This is a genomic window from Paenibacillus sp. MAHUQ-45, from assembly GCF_058133325.1.
Window position 1 is genome coordinate 33,025 of record NZ_JBYUPV010000010.1, and the last position, 16,711, is coordinate 49,735.

The window sequence follows — 16,711 nt, forward strand, 5'->3', positions numbered from 1 at the left end:
CAAGACGGCCACCCAAGCGTTATGGAGGTGCCCGTCTTGTTTTGGTTTAGAGTATGACAAAAGGCCGGTTTGCAAGCACAATACTGTGCTGCAAACCGGCCTTTATAGGCTGAACAATTTCCGGACTAACCGAAAATTAAATTAGATTTTGTCGAAACTTGAAATAAGCTCGTCCAGAACATCTTTGCTGACCATTTTACCTTTGAAGTTGATCAGGTTTTCCGCGCTGCCGGAGAAGATGCAGGTAGGCTCATATTTTCTAAGAATGATCTTTTCTCCATCAACGAAGATTTCAAGCGGGTCTTTTATGTCAATTCCCATTGTTCTACGCAGTTCAATTGGAATTACGATACGTCCCAGTTCATCTACTTTTCTTACAATTCCTGTTGCTTTCATCTTAAGCATCCTCCCTTGAAATAACACCTAAATAATCATTAGAGTTAAAAGCTATCAAAGCTTCTATAAAGTAGTAACGATTACGTCATATTTGCATTGTAAGGTGCTATTTCTTTCCTGTCAATTTTTTTCTACATTTTTTGATATTTATCGACACTGTTTTTCGACAAATAACACTGTTTTTTCGACAATTTAAAGATTTCGTTAACTATTCTATATGAAAATAGCTTTCATTGAAAGCTATTTATGGAAAATATATAAATTGAACATAAAATCTTTACATTGTAATAGGATTCAAAACCAAAATCAGCAGTTGACGCCTCAGACGCTATATTGGACCGCTACGCATTCGGAGGGTTCTTCCGATCCTCCGCTCTAACGACCGTATAATGCCCATCTCAGATTTTTAGATAGATCCTGTACTAGATTAGTTTATAAAAAAATAAATTAACCATTTATTTCCTTACCCGGGACTTTAGATCTCAGCCTAATTCATATAGTATAATTGACAGAATCACACCCATAACACAGGCATACAGGAGGCACAGAAAATGCATAACTCCCCCGCTTTTCCCGTTGCACAAGCGATCCGGGAACGCCGGAGTATCCGGCAGTACAAGAGCACGCCTGTTCCACAGGAGCTGCTGCTTTCGCTGATGAACACCGCCAACTGGGCGCCTAATCACGCGCTCCGGGAGCCCTGGCGGTTTATCCAATACAAGGGTGCTGCCCGCGAGACCTTTACTGAAGCTGTGCTCGGCGCCATGTCGCATGAAGAACGGCAGAAATACGAGCTTCAGCGGCGGAAGGAATATATGACGATCCCGGTTCATCTCATTGTTGTCATGCAGGAAGACCCGCGGGACAAGCAGTGGACAGAAGACTTCGGCGCCGTGTGCAGCTGGATTCAGAGCTTTCAGCTCGCAGCCTGGGAGCAGGGGCTGGGCGTCGTCTGGAAGACCAATCCCTACATGTTCGCCCCTTACTTCCGGGAGGCTGTCGGCGTTGCTCCTGGCGAGAAAATCGTAGGCGTGCTGCATATCGGTTACCCTGAGGTAATCCCGCCAGCCAAACCGCGTACACCGGCAGAAACTCGGCTCACAGTGCACGAATAGGCATCCATACCGTCAACATGTTCGCGCCATGCAAAAGGGTGTCTCACCGCCATCGGTCATGGCGAATGGGACACCCAGTTGGTCATTGCCGCTATAGTCCGAACTTCAGGGCAGGAGATCTCACTTCTCCCATACTTTCCCCGACGAATCAATCCTCGCATTATACGAGAGCTTGTTGAGCTGCTGTATCGTCTGAGCATTGTAATCCGCTCCCATAAAATTGGGCTGGCCCGCGATTATCTTCACGGGAGTGATCACGCCCGTCATATCCGAGCCCTTAATCTCTATATTCAGCAGCATGGAATGAAGCGTCTTATCCCCTCCACGGGTGGAACGATTAAACACGAAATTGCCTAGTGAATAATAGATAGGCTTGTGCTTGTAATACTCAATACCCATCAGACAATGGCTGTGTGCGCCTATAATCATATCGGCTCCGCTGTCAATGATTTGCTTGGCAAGGGTGCGGGCATATTTCTCCGGATAATCTTTGAATTCCTCGTTCCAGTGGATGTACACAATCGTGAAATCATTGACCTTGGATGAGGCCTTAATCTCGCTCAGCAGCGGCTCTAACGTATATGCCGAAGCGGCACCTGGGGTAGATGCTCCTGCATACCAGGAAGGACTAGGGAGTACACGGCTAACACCGAGGATAGCGATTCTTTTTCCTTTGACCGTCTTCACAAACGGCTTGAACGCTTCCTTGATATCAGCGCCTGCGCCCGTATGTCCAATTCCGTATCTGTCCAGATGAACCAACGTGTCCAGCATTGCCGTCCTGCCGTAATCCAGAATATGATTATTGGCCAGGGTCACACCGTCAATGCCGGCAAAGACTAGTCCACTCAAAGCTGAGGGCTTGGAACGGAAAACAAAGCTTTTCTGTGAAGGCGTTCCCCGGGTAGACACCGGTGTCTCCAGATTGGCAAAAGCCAAATCTGCCTTCTGGAGTACCGGCGCCACCTTCACGAATGGATAATTGGCCCCGTAGCGGGCAATTTGCTCACCTACGAAGCCGTCCAGCAGGATATCGCCTGCAAAAGATAGCTGAATGCGCTGTGGTTCCGCTTCCTCTCCATTAGCAGGAGATGCGCCCGTAACAAGTAGTAGCATAATGATCATAAGGATTGCTGATTTGCGCAACAGTTTAACCCCTTTATCTTCTGATTCACTGCAGTCTGCTGTGCTGCTACTCTACTATACAAGGCACAAACTTCCATATAAAGGGTATAAAGTCCAGTAGTTATCCTTAGATTTACTAGGCATATGGGCCTGAATAAATCAATGCCTGTCAGCTATGTTGTTTTTTTAGCACAGCCCGGAAGCAATTCAAGCCATCCCAGGCGTCCGTCCGTACGGCATCCGAAGGCAGCTCAAAATCAGTCTCGCCCCAGTACTGAAATCCCGCCTGCAGCAGCAAGCCGTTCATGAGCTGGAGATTTACTGTTGGGTAATCAAAAGTCAGGATTAAGAGACCCTCATCGTTCAAAATCCGGTGGAACTCTCCCAGTGCGTGATACTGATCCAACAGCGACAGATGCTCCAGGACAGAGATGCAGAATACCGTGTCAAAATATTCATCCTCGTAAGGCAGCGCTGTTAGATCGGCTTGGGCCAGATGCAGGCGTGTAGTCCTTCCAGCCTGTACCTGCCATGCTGCGTCCTTTCCAATATCGTGGGAAATCTCCGCCAGTATAGCTTCCTTGCTAACAATTCTTGCATCCATATCGCAGGCATGAACCTCCTCACAGACGTCGGTGAGATAGAACTTGAGCGGATGAGAGATACCACAAGCTGCATCCAGCACCACATCATGTGAGGAGACGAAATGCGTACACCATTCGTATTCATAAGGACGGCTCCACCAGGACTTCGGCAAATCATATATCAATTTATCGCGCCTTGCATCGGTGTTGACAAAGAAACGGGAGACATAGGGATGTGTTGGCATGGCCAGGACTCCTTTAACGGGAATTTCGGTAGTGAGAGTATATTCAGGATTCACTGATTCATGCCTGGACCTCCTATAGTGGGATGGGTGCACAGCACAAAAAGACGCTGATCCGCAAGGGTTCAGTCGTCTTTGATAACAGGGCAGGGTCGGCTTCGCCTTCTCTAAGGTTCAGCACGACCCTGCCGTCGTTTCAAGCCAGTAGGCTTGTCACGTTCTAGGTATAGTAGGAAATAGGTTTAGGCGCCGTACCATGTCTTTCAATCAGGGCATCCACCAGCGCCGACCATTCCGGGTCCACTGTGCAGAGCTCCGGATGATTCTCAAACCAGGACAGCGAACGCTTGACACCCTCGATAAAAGGAACTGTGCAGACAAAATCCGGTACCAGGGACTTGATCTTGCTGTTGTCGAATACGCTGCTCACCGCCTGGTCGCCAATCAGACCGTCTGCGGTTCCCGGAGGCGTAAAGGCGGCAATGAAGTCTGTGGAGATGTGCACGACCTGTGGCTCTGCGCCTGCCGCTTCACCGAGACCTGCATAAATCTGATTCCAGTTTAGAACCTCATCCGAGGTAATATGAATCGCTTCTCCCAATGCTTCAGGATGTCCCAGCAAGCCCACGAATCCCTTGGCAAAATCCGTGTTGTGTGTCAGCGTCCACAGTGAGGTTCCATCCCCATGCACGATGATCGGTTGGCCTTTGCGGATACGGTCCACCAGCGTCCATGGATGCTCCCAGCTCGTCAATGCCGCCGGAATTGCCGTATCTCCGTAAGTATGCGACGGTCGTACGATGGTCACCGGGAAGCCGCTATTCCGGTATGCTTCCATTAACAGCTCTTCACAGGCAATCTTGTCCCGGGAATACTGCCAGTAAGGATTCTCCATTGGCGTTTCTTCCGTCACCAGGTAGCTGCGCTGCGGCTTCTGATAAGCAGAAGCCGAGCTGATGAAGATATACTGCTTGGTCTTACCTGTAAACAGCTCAATGTCGGTCTGAACATGCTCCGGTGTAAAGGCAATCCAGTTCACCACCACATCGAATTCATGGTCCTTCAGCACAGCAGCAGCCTCAGCCTGCTGGCGAATATCTCCCGTGATGACCTTCGCGCCTTCTGGTACGAATTCATCCCGTTGTCCTCGATTGAACAGATACAGTTCTATACCTCGCTCTACAGCCAGCCTGGACACAGCCTGACTGATCTGACCCGTCCCTCCGATAAACAATACTTTCATCTGACCCAGCTCCTTTTTTAGGAAAATAAGTACCCGAAATAATCACTGAAAAGACTCTTATCCATACCTCTGACGCGTTGTCTGTTAGGGAAGAAAATGCTGCTGTACTGTGCCTTTCCCCTCGAATACCTCTATCTCGGCATAAGCTCCGTTAATCAGTGTAAGCTGCGGCGGAACATGCCCAAAATCCACATCATAAATCACTGGCACGCCCAGTTCCTCGGCAAGTTCCTTGTACATGTCCTCGGCTGTGTATCCATCAAATGGACGATTGGCCGCACTTCTGCCGAACAATAGTCCCGAGCAGTTCCGGAACCAGCCTGCCAGCTTCATCTGGACGAGCGAACGACGTAAATCTGCGGTGTTCAGCTCGCAATTTTCCAGGTACCACAGAATAGGCTCATCATGGATGACCTTCTTTTGAAAAGATGCCACGTCGCCGTACGGTGTGCCGATTAGATGCCTGATGACATCCACACATCCACCCAGCAATCTACCTTTGACCGTTTCCGGCGATCCAGAGACTGTCTTCCATTCCACAGGTTCCGTTAGATGAAAGACATTTGGCGACGGTTCACTTTGTTCCTTCTCTTTGTGATAACGGGGAGCTGAGTGCTGAATATTGGAGCCCCCTGCCTTCGTCATCAATACGGACAGCCATTGCCCGGTAGTCTCATCGCTAACCTCTCCCCGAAAATCATAGAAGCAGGCCCCATGAGCTGTAGCCAGGCCCGTCTTCAGGGTCACCGCCAGCAGTAACGTGCTTATATCCGAATACCCCATAATCCATTTACTTTGGCGCTCAATACATTCAAAATCAATAAACTCCAGCATCTCAATCAACAGCTCGCCACCCCAAGGCGGAAAAATCATCCCGATGGCTTCATCCCCCATCATGGTATTGAATTCCTTGCCACGCACCGGAGCTGGAGCCGACTTAGCCTTATGCTGTGTCCATACGGTATCTCCGCAGACGACCTTGAAGCCTTTGGTCTCCATCTGTTCACAAGCTAACTTGAAGGGATCATGACCCTTTGAGCTCACGCCTGATGAAGGCGCTGTCACTCCTATTGTTGCGTTTTTCTCTAAAAATGGATATCTGATCATAAGTCTTCCTCCTGGATGTCCTAAAACGGCCCTTTTCCCACTGTGATTGACTTTCGTCTAAGCAAATCTGCGGAAAAAGAATAAAATAAACTTAATTATACGACCTTTTGTAGTAGTTTGAAAATCGTTTGAGGGAGAGAACGCCGAATGCCCAAGATAACAGTATTGATGTCGGCTTATAACACCAGGCCTTATATTAAAAATGCAGTGGAAAGCATACTGAATCAGACCTACCGCGACTTTGAATTTCTGATCATCGACGATTGTTCCACCGACGGTACACTGGAATATCTCCAGAGCTTGGAAGATCCGCGAATTCGCCTCATCATCCACGATTCCAACAAAGGGCTGGTTCATTGTCTTAATGAGGGACTGGACTTGTCCACAGGTGAATATATTGCGAGAATGGACAGCGATGATATCAGTGCGCCCCATCGTTTTGAGTCACAGCTCCGCTATATGGAGACCCATCCCGAGGTCGGTGTCCTTGGCACCTTCATCACCCTTTTTCATAACGGGGAACTCATCCCCAGGCCTACAAGTCATGAAGATATTCGCTGCTGGCAGCTTTTCTATTGTTGTGTTGGACATCCTACGGTATTTATGCGGAGCAGCGTACTGAAGGAACATGACATCCACTACAATCCGGGCTTTACACATGCCGAGGACTATGAATTCTGGAGCCGGCTGTCGGAACTCACAAGGATCGAGAATCTGCCCGAATACCTCTACTCCTATCGCGTGCATGAAGGTCAAATCTCTATCCGGCAGCATCAGGCTCAGCGTCTGACGGCGGACCGGGTGCGCAGAATGCTGCTGTATAATCTGGGTGTCTTTCCTACCGAGGAAGAGTTCGAGATTCACATGCAATTCTATCAGCGCACCATTCCCGTTCATGATTATGAGGGATATTCACGAGCACTATCTTGGGCGCGGAAGCTGATGGAGCGTAATCAGGCGAACGGAATCTATGATCAGGAAACACTTAACCGCATTCTGTCTACCTGCTTTACCTGGTCAGAAACAGCATGATCAACGCTTTAGAGAGGAGACTCGGCACTTTACGAGACTACTATAGGATGTAAAAAGAGGAGGTGCCCCCGGCACCTCCTCTTTTGTATGACTGCATTTATCTCGCCTCTCTAGCTCGTATTGCTATAAATTGCTTCTTACATAAGCAATAGCATCGGTCAAAATGGTCACCGGATTGTCTTTCACACCGTCCCTGTTAATCACGGTAAAGGTATCATCCGCCGATACAAGCACACCGGCAAAGGTCTCTACTGCCGTCTCCACTTGAACGCTTTCCCCGACATAGGTTGCGATCTTCTTGGAAAAACTCATTCTGCTTCCACCTCCGCTAGAATGCTAGGTTGAAACGCCAGGATATTCTTGAAATTCACGATTACACTCGCGCCTCCCTCTTCGGTTAACACGGCATATCCGCTCCCGGCTTCAGCTACAATCCCTTCGACGATTTCCCGGTTCGTTGTGATCAGCACATTGTTGCCAATGTTCTCACGGGCCAGCTCCGCGAAAGGAACAGCGGTAATTCGACCCAACGCGCCCAGGATTCCACCAATCACATTGCTGCGTGCGGATGATTGTCCTTTGGCAGATGGCACACTAGCTGTCAAATGGGTCGATGCAGCCTTGGTAGACGGCACACTGGCTTTCGATTGGGCCGATGCAGCCTTAGTAGACGGTACACTGGCTTTCGAATGAGCCGATACAGGCTCACCTGCGGTCGGAGTTAGCTGATCGGAACTTGTCTTCAAAAAGTCTACAATACTTTTGGGAACCGCATTATCCTTGCCCAGAAGCTGAGCCAACAGGCCCGGCCGGGCCACTTTCTCGATCAGCCCTGTCAAATCCTCCAATTTAAATTGTGCTGCCATTCGTTCAAACCTCCATTTATATAGAAGATATGAAACTCTCATTTCCCCGCCAATTCGATCAGTCAATGCATAGAAGAGGCTGCCCCGCAGTCAGATACGACCTTGTGGGACAGCCCCTCGTCAGCCTATAGACGGCACTAGCGTAACTGGCTGCCTATCAACTTTTGCACAGTATCAAGCAAATTGCTTCCGTTCAGATTTAACGAACCCAAGAACGGTTGAACCTGAGACTTTGTTTGCTCAAAGATCCGGCTTAGCTCCCCAACTACTGTGTTCACATCCACATTAGAGCCTGCAAACGAAGTTTGCAGATTCCGGAGTTTGCCAAAGACATCATCCACTACTTGACCGACAGAAACACTGGTCGCTCCGTTATCCACTTTACCAATTGCATTCAACAGCTCGGATTTTGTAGCTTCATCCAGGTTCAGAGCGGCCATTTCGGATTGCAATTGATTGAAGCTTGCTTGATCAATGCTGTCGCTCGCCGTAGTATCCACTTTGGATTGAACGGAACCCAGCTTTCTAAGCAATTGCCCCACCACATTATCATCCTTCAAGGCCAGATTCTGTGCTTTCTCCAGAAACTGGGCCAGTTTGGCTTCCACATCACTCATCCTTTTCCCTCCTTTCCTGCTGCTATATTATGCAAGAATCAGAGGTGTGCTTGGATGGATACATATTTTCTGAAATTAATAGGTCTATAGATTATTGCCAGTTTCAGGACCCTACCTTTTACCATATGCTATCACAAACTTATATCTTCTATTAACAATGAGAGGAAGAGTTTTATTAATGCAGGCGAAGGAGGAAAGGAAAGTCAATGATGCCCGCCCAGCAACAGGCAGATGCCGTATTCTGGAGGAACAAGAAAGTATTCATCACCGGACACACAGGCTTTAAGGGAACCTGGTTGTCTCTGTGGCTGCATTCCCTTGGCGCTTCAGTAACCGGATATGCTCTGAAGCCTCCCACCGAGCCGAACCTGTATGATATTTGCCGCATGGATGAACTGATCACTTCTTATTTGGATGATATTCGAAATCCCGATGCCTTATCCAATGCCCTTGTGCAGACTGCTCCAGATATCGTAATTCATATGGCAGCCCAGCCGCTCGTTCGTGAATCCTACATTAATCCTGCCGCCACCTTCGAGATTAATATGATGGGAACTGTGAATGTATTGGAGGCAGTCCGCACAGCGTCAGCACAAGGAAGCCCGATTCGGGCCGTCCTTAATGTCACAACAGATAAGTGTTACGACAATCGAAAATGGGCCTGGGGCTACAGGGAGAGCGACCGTCTTGGCGGCAGTGATCCCTACTCCGGCAGCAAAGCCTGCTCAGAGCTCATTACAGACAGCTACCGTAGAGCCTTCTTTCATCCAGGTAGTGCAGCCGCTCAGGTCGCTATCGCATCAGCCAGGGCCGGCAATGTCATCGGGGGCGGAGACTGGAGCAAGGAACGCCTGATTCCGGATGTTGTCCGGGCCGTTCTGAGGCAGGAAGCTGTACAGATCCGGTATCCACAGGCAGTAAGGCCCTGGCAGTACGTGCTGGAACCACTGCACGGATATTTACTGTTAGCACAAAAACTGGCCGAGTCCGGCTCACCTTATGATCAGGGGTGGAACTTCGGCCCCGATGATGCCTACTCCGTGGAGCAACTGGTTCAGCGGCTATGCAGCCTATGGGGGGAAGGGGCCAGCTACCTTGTCGACAAGGAGACCAGCCATCCGCCAGAGGCCCATTATTTGCGGTTGGATTCGTCAATGGCGAAGCAGGAGCTAGGCTGGACTCCACGCTGGAATCTGGAGACGGCGCTGGCCCGGACTGTGGAATGGTACAAAGCTGTTCAGCACCAAGAAGACATGCGTCAGGTCAGCCTGCAACAGATCCGCGATTATATGAAAGGAGTACAAAGCGGATGATCATCAAGCCAGGCAGACTGCAGGGAATTTATGAAATCAGCCTCAGTCCCAGTAGCGACCACCGGGGCCATTTTACGCGGATTTATGATCAACAGTTATTCAAGGAGCATGGTCTGGACTGGAATTGGGTTCAGGAGAATCGATCCTTTTCAGGCAAAAAAGGCACGATCAGGGGAATGCATCTACAGTATGGCGACCATGCGGAAACGAAGCTCATCCGGGTAACCCAGGGTGCCATCTTCGATGTTTTTGTAGACCTCAGGCCGGATTCTCCTTCATTTGGTTGCTGGGATTCTGTGCTGCTGACAGAAAACAACAACAAGATGGTATATATCAGCAAAGGGTTTGCTCACGGATTCTGTACACTTCAGGATGCTTGTGAAGTTGTGTACAAAGTGGACCGCTGCTATGCCCCGCAGCATGAAGGCGGCGTACGCTGGAACGACGAGACATTGCGCATTACCTGGCCGATTCTGAGGCCGATTATGTCAGACAGAGATATGCAACTTCCCACCCTGGAGGAATACAAACGACATTTAGAACAAAATTAAAGGAGCGATCAGACGTATGCAACCACTCGTGAGTATTTTGATCCCCACCTTCAATCGATCCGACTATTTTGAACAGGCACTAAGAAGTGCACTTGCTCAGACCTATGCCAACATTGAAATCGTCATTAGCGATAATAGTGACAACACGGAGACTGAACAGGTGGTGGCACAATACCAGGCACATCCGAACGGCTCCAAAATACGCTACCACCGAAACCCCAAGAACATCGGTCCTATCGCCAACCAACAGCAGTGCCTCAATCTTGCACATGGCGAGTATATCAATTACCTGAACGACGATGATTTGTTTCATCCACAAAAAATCGAAAAAATGATGAATTTCATTCTGGGACACGCCGGCGTAGTTCTTGTCAGTTCCCAGCGGAGAGTTATTGACGCCAAGGGCAAGCAAATATATGTCCCACCAGTCTTAACCTTCAGGAAATTCTCTAACAAGGATACTATAATCAATGGTCGGACGCTGACAGAAATGATGCTGCGTAACCAGACAAATTATCTCGGAGAACCTACCACTGTACTGTTCAAGCGCAGTGCATTGACAGAGCCCTTCGGTGTGCTCGCAGGTAAACAGGTCTTCTTCGCCGTGGATATGGCCAGTTGGGTTAACCTGATGACGCAAGGCAATGCAGCGATTCTGGTTCAACCACTTAGCTATCTCCGCTATCATTCCACACAGTTGTCACAGCATAAATACGCCAGAAAGGTCGGAGAGCTGGATATCAAGACCTTTGAACGATTCGCCAAGATCCATGGATATATCCAATAACAAATGAAGGGATTGTTCCAGATGAAGGAACTCCTGCGAACCTATAAGCAAGCAGACGTGCAGCAAATTTCCTCTTACTGCATCCCTATTGTAGTCAATGGTACCGTGCGCGGCAGATTGCGTCCCATCACTGGAGAGGTTATTCACAACTCCGATGAAATTCGCCAACTCACAGAATGGAGGAATTCCTCCTCCTCCTGGTTCACTACCCAGTTTTCGGCATCCGAAGAAGGAACCCGGCGCTGGCTGGAGCATCAGGTTCTGGGCGCAGACGATCGGATTCTTTTCTTTGTCGAGGATGAAGAACAAGCTCCTGTAGGACAGGTAGGCTTGCTAAATTACGATGAAGCTGCCAAAAGCTGTGAGTTCGACAATCTCCTGCGCGGACGCAAAGGTGCGTTCGGGAATATTATGATTTACGCCCTCATTGCACTCGGTGAATGGAGCATCCATACATTGGGTATCGAGACGGCTTGCATCCACGTGCTGGGAGACAATTACCGGGCAATGCGAATCTATAAGGGCCTGGGAGCGGTGGAATCAGAGCGGATACCGCTGCTCAAAGTGGAGGAAGCTGGCGCCATCCGCTGGATTCCAGCACCACTTCCACTAACCGAAGCGCCAGAACGCGAACTGGTGACCATGACTATTACACGTGAAGCCTTCTGGCAAATAATGAGTGACGCATTCCATAAAAGATAAGGTGGGTATCACATGAAAATCAGACTGTTCAAGCCTTCTGTCGGTGAGGAGGAGCTGGCAAGTATTAAAGACTCGTTTGACAGCGCATGGCTTGGTCTGGGACCCAAGGTTACTGAATTTGAGCGGCAATGGAGCCGCTATGTAGGCTCACAAGAATCTGTAGGCGTCAATTCCTGTACGGCTGCGCTGCATCTGGCGCTGTCCGCTTATCGATTCCCGGAAGGTAAAAAGGTGCTGGTGCCTGCATTGACCTTTGCCGCAACCGCAATGGCTGCACTGTATAATCGCCTTATTCCCGTATTCGTAGATATCGACGAACACACACTGGGCCTGGATCTTGCAGATCTGGAACGAAAATATGACAAGGACTGTGTAGCTGTCATGCCGGTGCATTTTGGCGGCCATCCTGTTCCTATGGACAATCTGGTGTCTTGGGCCAAGGCGCGTGGCCTGAAGGTTATTGAGGACTGCGCGCACTCCGCTGGCGGCAAGTATAAAGGCAAGACACTAGGTACCTGGGGAGATATCGGATGTTACAGCTTTGAGGAGAAAAAATGCATGACCACCGGGGACGGCGGCATGATCTCCTCAGACGATGTAGAGCTGCTGAAGCCGCTCCGTCATTCGCGCTGGATCGGCATCAACAAGGATACCTGGGAGCGTTATGAGGAGTATCAGTTGGGTCAGCCTGATGTGAACAGCTGGTATTATGAAATCTCGGACATCGGCTACAAATATAATATGAACGATCTTATGGCCTCCATCGGCCTTGTTCAGCTCGGCAAGCTCGATCGTATGAACCGCAGAAGGGAAGAGATTATAGGACAGTACACCGCGGGGCTTCAGGGCTTGACGAAGGTGAAATCCGCCATTCCTTATGATCTACACGATTCCTCGTATTGGGCCTTTGTTGTACGGGTTCAGGAGCGGGAGCGGTTCATCGCCGCCATGCAAGCCCGCGGCATCGCTACTGGTGTTCACTATATGCCACTGCCGATGCAGCCTCTGTTCATGAAATACGCTTCGGAGAATCCGGCGGCTACCAAGGTCTGGCGTGAGCTTGTGACCCTGCCACTGTTCCCCGACCTGACATCGGACGAGGTCGAATATGTGATCTCAGCCGTTCAGGCGTATCAATAAGGAAAGTTAGCACGACAATGTTCTGAAAAAGGATTGACCTGCTTCTTTGCCCCCCCGGGTCGGCGAAGAAAGGGTCAATCCTTTTTGGCTGGAGGCGGGACATCCAGCGCCTCTTCTATAGACTCCCCTGAACAGTGGCTGCGTTCAGGCACAAAATGGCCCGTACCTGAATCCCTTAAAATAGGGGATCAAGTCCGGGCCATTTTCACATTAACTTGTGTCATATTCTTCCCAGCAGCTCCCTAAACTCCTGGCCTGCGGTACGTAGATTAGCGTTTACCGCGCAAATCTCCATCAATTGTGTGATTCTTGAGACAAACTCGTGCTGAAACAAACGCTTCGTATGCGCATTCCACGCTGGAAACTGATTCACTGCCAACCCCTTGAGCGCCAATATTGTTTGTACCCATTCTTCATCTTGAGGTAATAGGCCGGTATGAGTGGCCATCAGGATATGATCAATCCAGTCGCAGATCTCAGCCATCTGAGACAACGGACTGACCGATATTTGCGATGAATGCTTGCGAAAAGAACTTAACGGATCCGTAATATACACTAAATCGCCGCGAGACAGCAGAGTCAGCCAAGTCGCCACATCAACATTATTGAAAGCTTTGCGGCCATAGAAGACCCCGAAGGGCTCAGCCAGATCCCCTTTTCGGAACAGTCCGGTTGTCGGTTCCCCGATATAATTGATCCGGTTGCGCAGCATGGTGGCCATCGCCATCCTTCCATTAACAAACGTTTCATAAACACCGAAATTAGCGAAGGGTACCGTATCCGGCGAAAGCTGGATCATCTGGTTAGCCTCGTTGATGATGCTTTTGCGCGACGTAACTAGTGTGACTCCGGGAAATCTTTTTAAATAAGCGGCCATTCTCTCAATCTTGACAGGATCAAACAGATCATCATCCATTAAAAAGTTGACGTATTCGCCGCTGGCCAGCCGCATGCATTGCAGTTGGTTGGCCACCGGACCGATGTTGCTCTTGTTCTTCACATAATGAATATTGGAAAAACCAAGCTCTGATTGAAAATACTCAACCACATGCTGGGTATAGTTATTGTCACTGTTGTCGCTGATAATAATCTCAATGTTCGGGTACGTCTGGGCCAAAGCGCTTCTTAATGCCTGCTCCAGGTAATGAGGCCGGTTGTACGTTGGAATCAGAATGCTTACAAGCGGAGTTGCCGTGCTCATCCCCATCACCACAACTTCCAGGGGGCTTGCCCGGAATCCCAAAGCGCTTGCAGATAATTTTTGTCCCTGAGCGTATCCATCGCATACCAGAAGCCATCATGCCGGAATGCATGCAGCTCCCCTCCGCTGGCCAGGTTGATCAAAGGCTCCTGTTCGAAGATTGTATGGTCTCCTTCTATATAATCAAAGACTTCTGGCTGCAGCACCATGAATCCCCCGTTGACCCACTTGCCGTCCCCTTTTAATTTTTCATGAAAATCATTGACTCTGTCCCCCGCGCCAAGACCTAAAGCACCAAATCTCCCGGCCGGCTGTACAGCGGTGACCGTAGCCAGCTTGCCATGAGCCTTATGGAACTTTAGCAACTCCTGAAAGTTCATATCACATAGCCCGTCGCCGTAAGTGAGCATAAAAGGTTCATCGCCAACATAACGCTGAATGCGTTTGATTCTACCACCCGTCATGGAGTCCTTGCCTGTGTTTACCAGCGTAACCTTCCAGGGTTCGGCTTCCTGCGAATGGTACTGGGTATCACCACTTCTGTAGTCCAACGTCAAATCCGACTCGTCCCGGATGTAGTTGGCGAAATACTCCTTAACCATATGCCCCTTATACCCCAGACAAATCACAAATTCATTAAAGCCATACTGGCTGTAAGTTTTCATAATATGCCACAGAATCGGTCTCTCACCAATCGGGATCATCGGCTTGGGTCGCGAATGTGTCTCTTCACTGATTCTTGTCCCGTACCCACCCGCCAGAATTACGACCTTCATCCTCATTCTCCGTTCTATATATAGAATTATATAAGCTATATGATAGTATATGTGAGGGATGAGAAGATGACAGGTACAGGTACTGCTACGGGTGGAAGTATTGGTATTTATAGCCTGTTGTACGACTCCAAATAGAGGCGTTAAGTCTCTCATACGAGGTTAGAAGGATAGACCTTAGTAGAGATACGAGGTAAAATCTAATTGTATTGTAAATTTTTTCTCCATCAAGAGAGGACGTCTCTGCACATGTTGAAAACCATAAAAATAGCTTATTTATTATTTTCGATAGTCGTAGGAATAGCGTGCTTCTATGGTTTGTTAACCATTGCGTTCAGTACGGGCGACGGGTGGTTATCGCATAAAAATCCTGTTCTTGCCACTTGGACTGGAATAGCACTCGTGCTCGGTGTTGGCGGTTATTTGTTTTTGGGGATGAAGCTCGACAGGAAGCTATTGCCCTCAGCGTTGGCCCTCATGATATTCGGCTTGTTCGTTGTTTTGCCCGCCCAGCAACTGTTCTATAGTCTAGAAGATGCATGGAACAAACACTATGCTTCTACACATGAAGACCCTTATGTTGTTCAAATGGATCGAATTCTTCACAATAGCAACCTGCCTATGAAGCTCAATCTAAAGAGCAGCAACTATGATACGTTTTATTACAAAGGCAGGATAAGTCTGAATGTAGAAAAAAACACGGAGGAGCCTGTTACCAAAACCGAGTTAAATGAATTCCGTGAACTCCTCCCTAAAGCAGCCAAGGATATAAATATTGTCGTTGCATTTGGTAGTATCAGTACGGAGACGAGCAGGCAGGAGTCCCGCGTGAGCTTTACGATTAGTCCGGAACAAGATCTGGAGGATTGCAGCGCAAGCAGTGGCTATGAATCTCTTTGTTACATAAAAGACCCTCTTATCGATCCATCAGAAATGTTGTATAGCACCACCATCAGTATTAACTCGGCTCTTCCGCCATTTACGTTTACTGTGTACGGGATGAGAGAAGAGAGTTTAAGCCATGCGACCCGGATTACCGTCACAAATCCTGTTGACAATGACAAATCCATTCAGGAACTGACATTTGAAGCGACCTCAACCCAGGATAATGACACCTTCGGTTTGGTATTGGAAGATATGAACTTTGACGGAGTTCTTGATGTGCGGATTCAGGCAGGCACACCTGCTGGTCCCAATATTCCTTATCACTACTGGTTATGGGACGTAGAGAGGTCCGAATTTGTCCGTAATTCTTTTCTGGAGGAGATTACTTCACCTGAATTTAACGCCATTACCAAGCTCATCACCTCATCCGGCAGATCCAGCGCAGTCGAACATTTTATGAACGAATATACATATATCAAAGGTATTCCGACAATGACAAAGAGGACAGTGGAACAGATAGATCCACAGCAGAAGGTCATCCGTACTAAGGTTTGGGACATCAATAGCGGGGAATTTATGCTTACAAAGGATACGACTGAGCCTTATGCGGAGTAGGATGAACGGGGTCCTCAGCTCGGCCATAATGCTGGTAACCCTCTAAATCTCTTGCCAGCAAACGACAACCAGCTCACGCTAAACGGGCTGGTTGTCGTTCATTTTATAAATGGAGGAACTGCGTGCTTTCCCCCCTACCTTTCATATGTTAACCACATTATTTGTTACCTTTTTGGAAGGAATATCTACGGAAGCCAGAGATGGTATGACCCTGAACGACATCAACGCTGCCATAACGAAATTGATGGAGCTTTGGGATTCTTGTGTCTGAAGCTCCAGTCTTCATTAACACTGTGCATCCGCACTCGCCACCCCATAATGATTGACGGTGATTTGCTATGTATGATCTAATACAAAAGGGTGTATTGGACTTAGGATGGGATTTTCTCAGCTCACTGCCGGGACCACTACTATTTG

18 protein-coding genes are annotated in these 16,711 nt (G+C 48.7%); 8 read left to right on the forward strand and 10 right to left on the reverse strand.

Going from position 1 to position 16,711, the window contains the following annotated elements:
- Positions 1-141: 141 nt before the first annotated feature.
- Positions 142-396 carry an AbrB/MazE/SpoVT family DNA-binding domain-containing protein gene (locus AC3Y23_RS20625; protein WP_379202498.1) on the reverse strand — a complete coding sequence of 85 codons (255 nt, stop codon included), beginning with the start codon at positions 394-396 and terminating at the stop codon, positions 142-144.
- Positions 397-947: 551 nt separating this feature from the next.
- Between AC3Y23_RS20625 and AC3Y23_RS20630 the strand changes: the two genes are divergently transcribed.
- The gene (locus AC3Y23_RS20630; RefSeq protein ID WP_379202500.1) at positions 948-1,511 is read left to right on the forward strand and encodes a nitroreductase family protein; all 564 of its coding nucleotides are present in this window, start codon (positions 948-950) and stop codon (positions 1,509-1,511) included.
- A 120-nt stretch (positions 1,512-1,631) separates the two neighbouring features.
- Here AC3Y23_RS20630 and AC3Y23_RS20635 read toward each other — a convergent pair whose 3' ends face one another.
- The 4 genes from AC3Y23_RS20635 to AC3Y23_RS20650 form a co-directional block, all read right to left on the reverse strand.
- Entirely contained in the window at positions 1,632-2,636 is a 1,005-nt protein-coding gene (locus AC3Y23_RS20635; RefSeq protein ID WP_379202502.1) for a CapA family protein, read from the reverse strand.
- A gap of 169 nt (positions 2,637-2,805) precedes the next feature.
- Positions 2,806-3,465, reverse strand: a complete 660-nt coding sequence (locus tag AC3Y23_RS20640; RefSeq protein WP_379202504.1) for a class I SAM-dependent methyltransferase — start codon at positions 3,463-3,465, stop codon at positions 2,806-2,808.
- Positions 3,466-3,682: 217 nt separating this feature from the next.
- Positions 3,683-4,705: an SDR family oxidoreductase gene (locus tag AC3Y23_RS20645; protein WP_379202506.1), complete on the reverse strand. Its 1,023-nt coding sequence runs from the start codon at positions 4,703-4,705 to the stop codon at positions 3,683-3,685.
- Positions 4,706-4,789: 84 nt separating this feature from the next.
- Complete coding sequence (locus AC3Y23_RS20650; protein ID WP_379202508.1) at positions 4,790-5,812, reverse strand: S66 family peptidase; 1,023 nt, start codon at positions 5,810-5,812, stop codon at positions 4,790-4,792.
- Between the two features lie 147 nt (positions 5,813-5,959).
- Between AC3Y23_RS20650 and AC3Y23_RS20655 the strand changes: the two genes are divergently transcribed.
- Positions 5,960-6,844 carry a glycosyltransferase family 2 protein gene (locus tag AC3Y23_RS20655; RefSeq protein ID WP_379202510.1) on the forward strand — a complete coding sequence of 295 codons (885 nt, stop codon included), beginning with the start codon at positions 5,960-5,962 and terminating at the stop codon, positions 6,842-6,844.
- A 123-nt stretch (positions 6,845-6,967) separates the two neighbouring features.
- Here AC3Y23_RS20655 and AC3Y23_RS20660 read toward each other — a convergent pair whose 3' ends face one another.
- The 3 genes from AC3Y23_RS20660 to AC3Y23_RS20670 all read right to left on the reverse strand — a co-directional run bounded on the left by AC3Y23_RS20660 (position 6,968) and on the right by AC3Y23_RS20670 (position 8,327).
- Positions 6,968-7,156 carry a hypothetical protein gene (locus AC3Y23_RS20660; protein ID WP_379202512.1) on the reverse strand — a complete coding sequence of 63 codons (189 nt, stop codon included), beginning with the start codon at positions 7,154-7,156 and terminating at the stop codon, positions 6,968-6,970.
- Positions 7,153-7,710 carry a hypothetical protein gene (locus AC3Y23_RS20665; protein WP_379202514.1) on the reverse strand — a complete coding sequence of 186 codons (558 nt, stop codon included), beginning with the start codon at positions 7,708-7,710 and terminating at the stop codon, positions 7,153-7,155. The genes AC3Y23_RS20660 and AC3Y23_RS20665 overlap by 4 nt, the downstream gene beginning before the upstream one ends.
- A gap of 137 nt (positions 7,711-7,847) precedes the next feature.
- Complete coding sequence (locus tag AC3Y23_RS20670; protein ID WP_379202516.1) at positions 7,848-8,327, reverse strand: hypothetical protein; 480 nt, start codon at positions 8,325-8,327, stop codon at positions 7,848-7,850.
- 206 nt (positions 8,328-8,533) lie between these two features.
- Between AC3Y23_RS20670 and rfbG the strand changes: the two genes are divergently transcribed.
- The 5 genes from rfbG to AC3Y23_RS20695 are packed head-to-tail and all read left to right on the forward strand — an operon-like array spanning position 8,534 to position 12,820.
- Entirely contained in the window at positions 8,534-9,640 is a 1,107-nt protein-coding gene (gene rfbG, locus AC3Y23_RS20675; RefSeq protein WP_379202518.1) for a CDP-glucose 4,6-dehydratase, read from the forward strand.
- On the forward strand, positions 9,637-10,191 hold the full coding sequence (rfbC, locus tag AC3Y23_RS20680) for a dTDP-4-dehydrorhamnose 3,5-epimerase (protein ID WP_379202520.1): 555 nt from the start codon (positions 9,637-9,639) through the stop codon (positions 10,189-10,191). The genes rfbG and rfbC overlap by 4 nt, the downstream gene beginning before the upstream one ends.
- A 16-nt stretch (positions 10,192-10,207) precedes the next feature.
- Positions 10,208-10,978, forward strand: coding sequence for a glycosyltransferase family 2 protein (locus AC3Y23_RS20685; RefSeq protein WP_379202522.1), 771 nt, complete (start codon positions 10,208-10,210; stop codon positions 10,976-10,978).
- Positions 10,979-10,981: 3 nt separating this feature from the next.
- On the forward strand, positions 10,982-11,680 hold the full coding sequence (locus AC3Y23_RS20690) for a GNAT family N-acetyltransferase (RefSeq protein WP_379202524.1): 699 nt from the start codon (positions 10,982-10,984) through the stop codon (positions 11,678-11,680).
- 12 nt (positions 11,681-11,692) lie between these two features.
- Positions 11,693-12,820 carry a DegT/DnrJ/EryC1/StrS family aminotransferase gene (locus tag AC3Y23_RS20695; RefSeq protein ID WP_379202526.1) on the forward strand — a complete coding sequence of 376 codons (1,128 nt, stop codon included), beginning with the start codon at positions 11,693-11,695 and terminating at the stop codon, positions 12,818-12,820.
- 220 nt (positions 12,821-13,040) lie between these two features.
- Here the strand turns inward: AC3Y23_RS20695 and AC3Y23_RS20700 are convergent, their stop codons facing one another.
- Positions 13,041-14,027, reverse strand: coding sequence for a glycosyltransferase family 2 protein (locus AC3Y23_RS20700; protein ID WP_379202528.1), 987 nt, complete (start codon positions 14,025-14,027; stop codon positions 13,041-13,043).
- Positions 14,027-14,797: a glucose-1-phosphate cytidylyltransferase gene (gene rfbF, locus AC3Y23_RS20705; protein ID WP_379202530.1), complete on the reverse strand. Its 771-nt coding sequence runs from the start codon at positions 14,795-14,797 to the stop codon at positions 14,027-14,029. Before rfbF ends, AC3Y23_RS20700 begins: the two co-directional genes overlap by 1 nt.
- 246 nt (positions 14,798-15,043) lie before the next feature.
- Here rfbF and AC3Y23_RS20710 point away from each other — a divergent pair, with 246 nt between their 5' ends.
- Positions 15,044-16,294, forward strand: coding sequence for an XAC2610-related protein (locus AC3Y23_RS20710; RefSeq protein WP_379202532.1), 1,251 nt, complete (start codon positions 15,044-15,046; stop codon positions 16,292-16,294).
- Positions 16,295-16,711 lie beyond the last annotated feature (417 nt).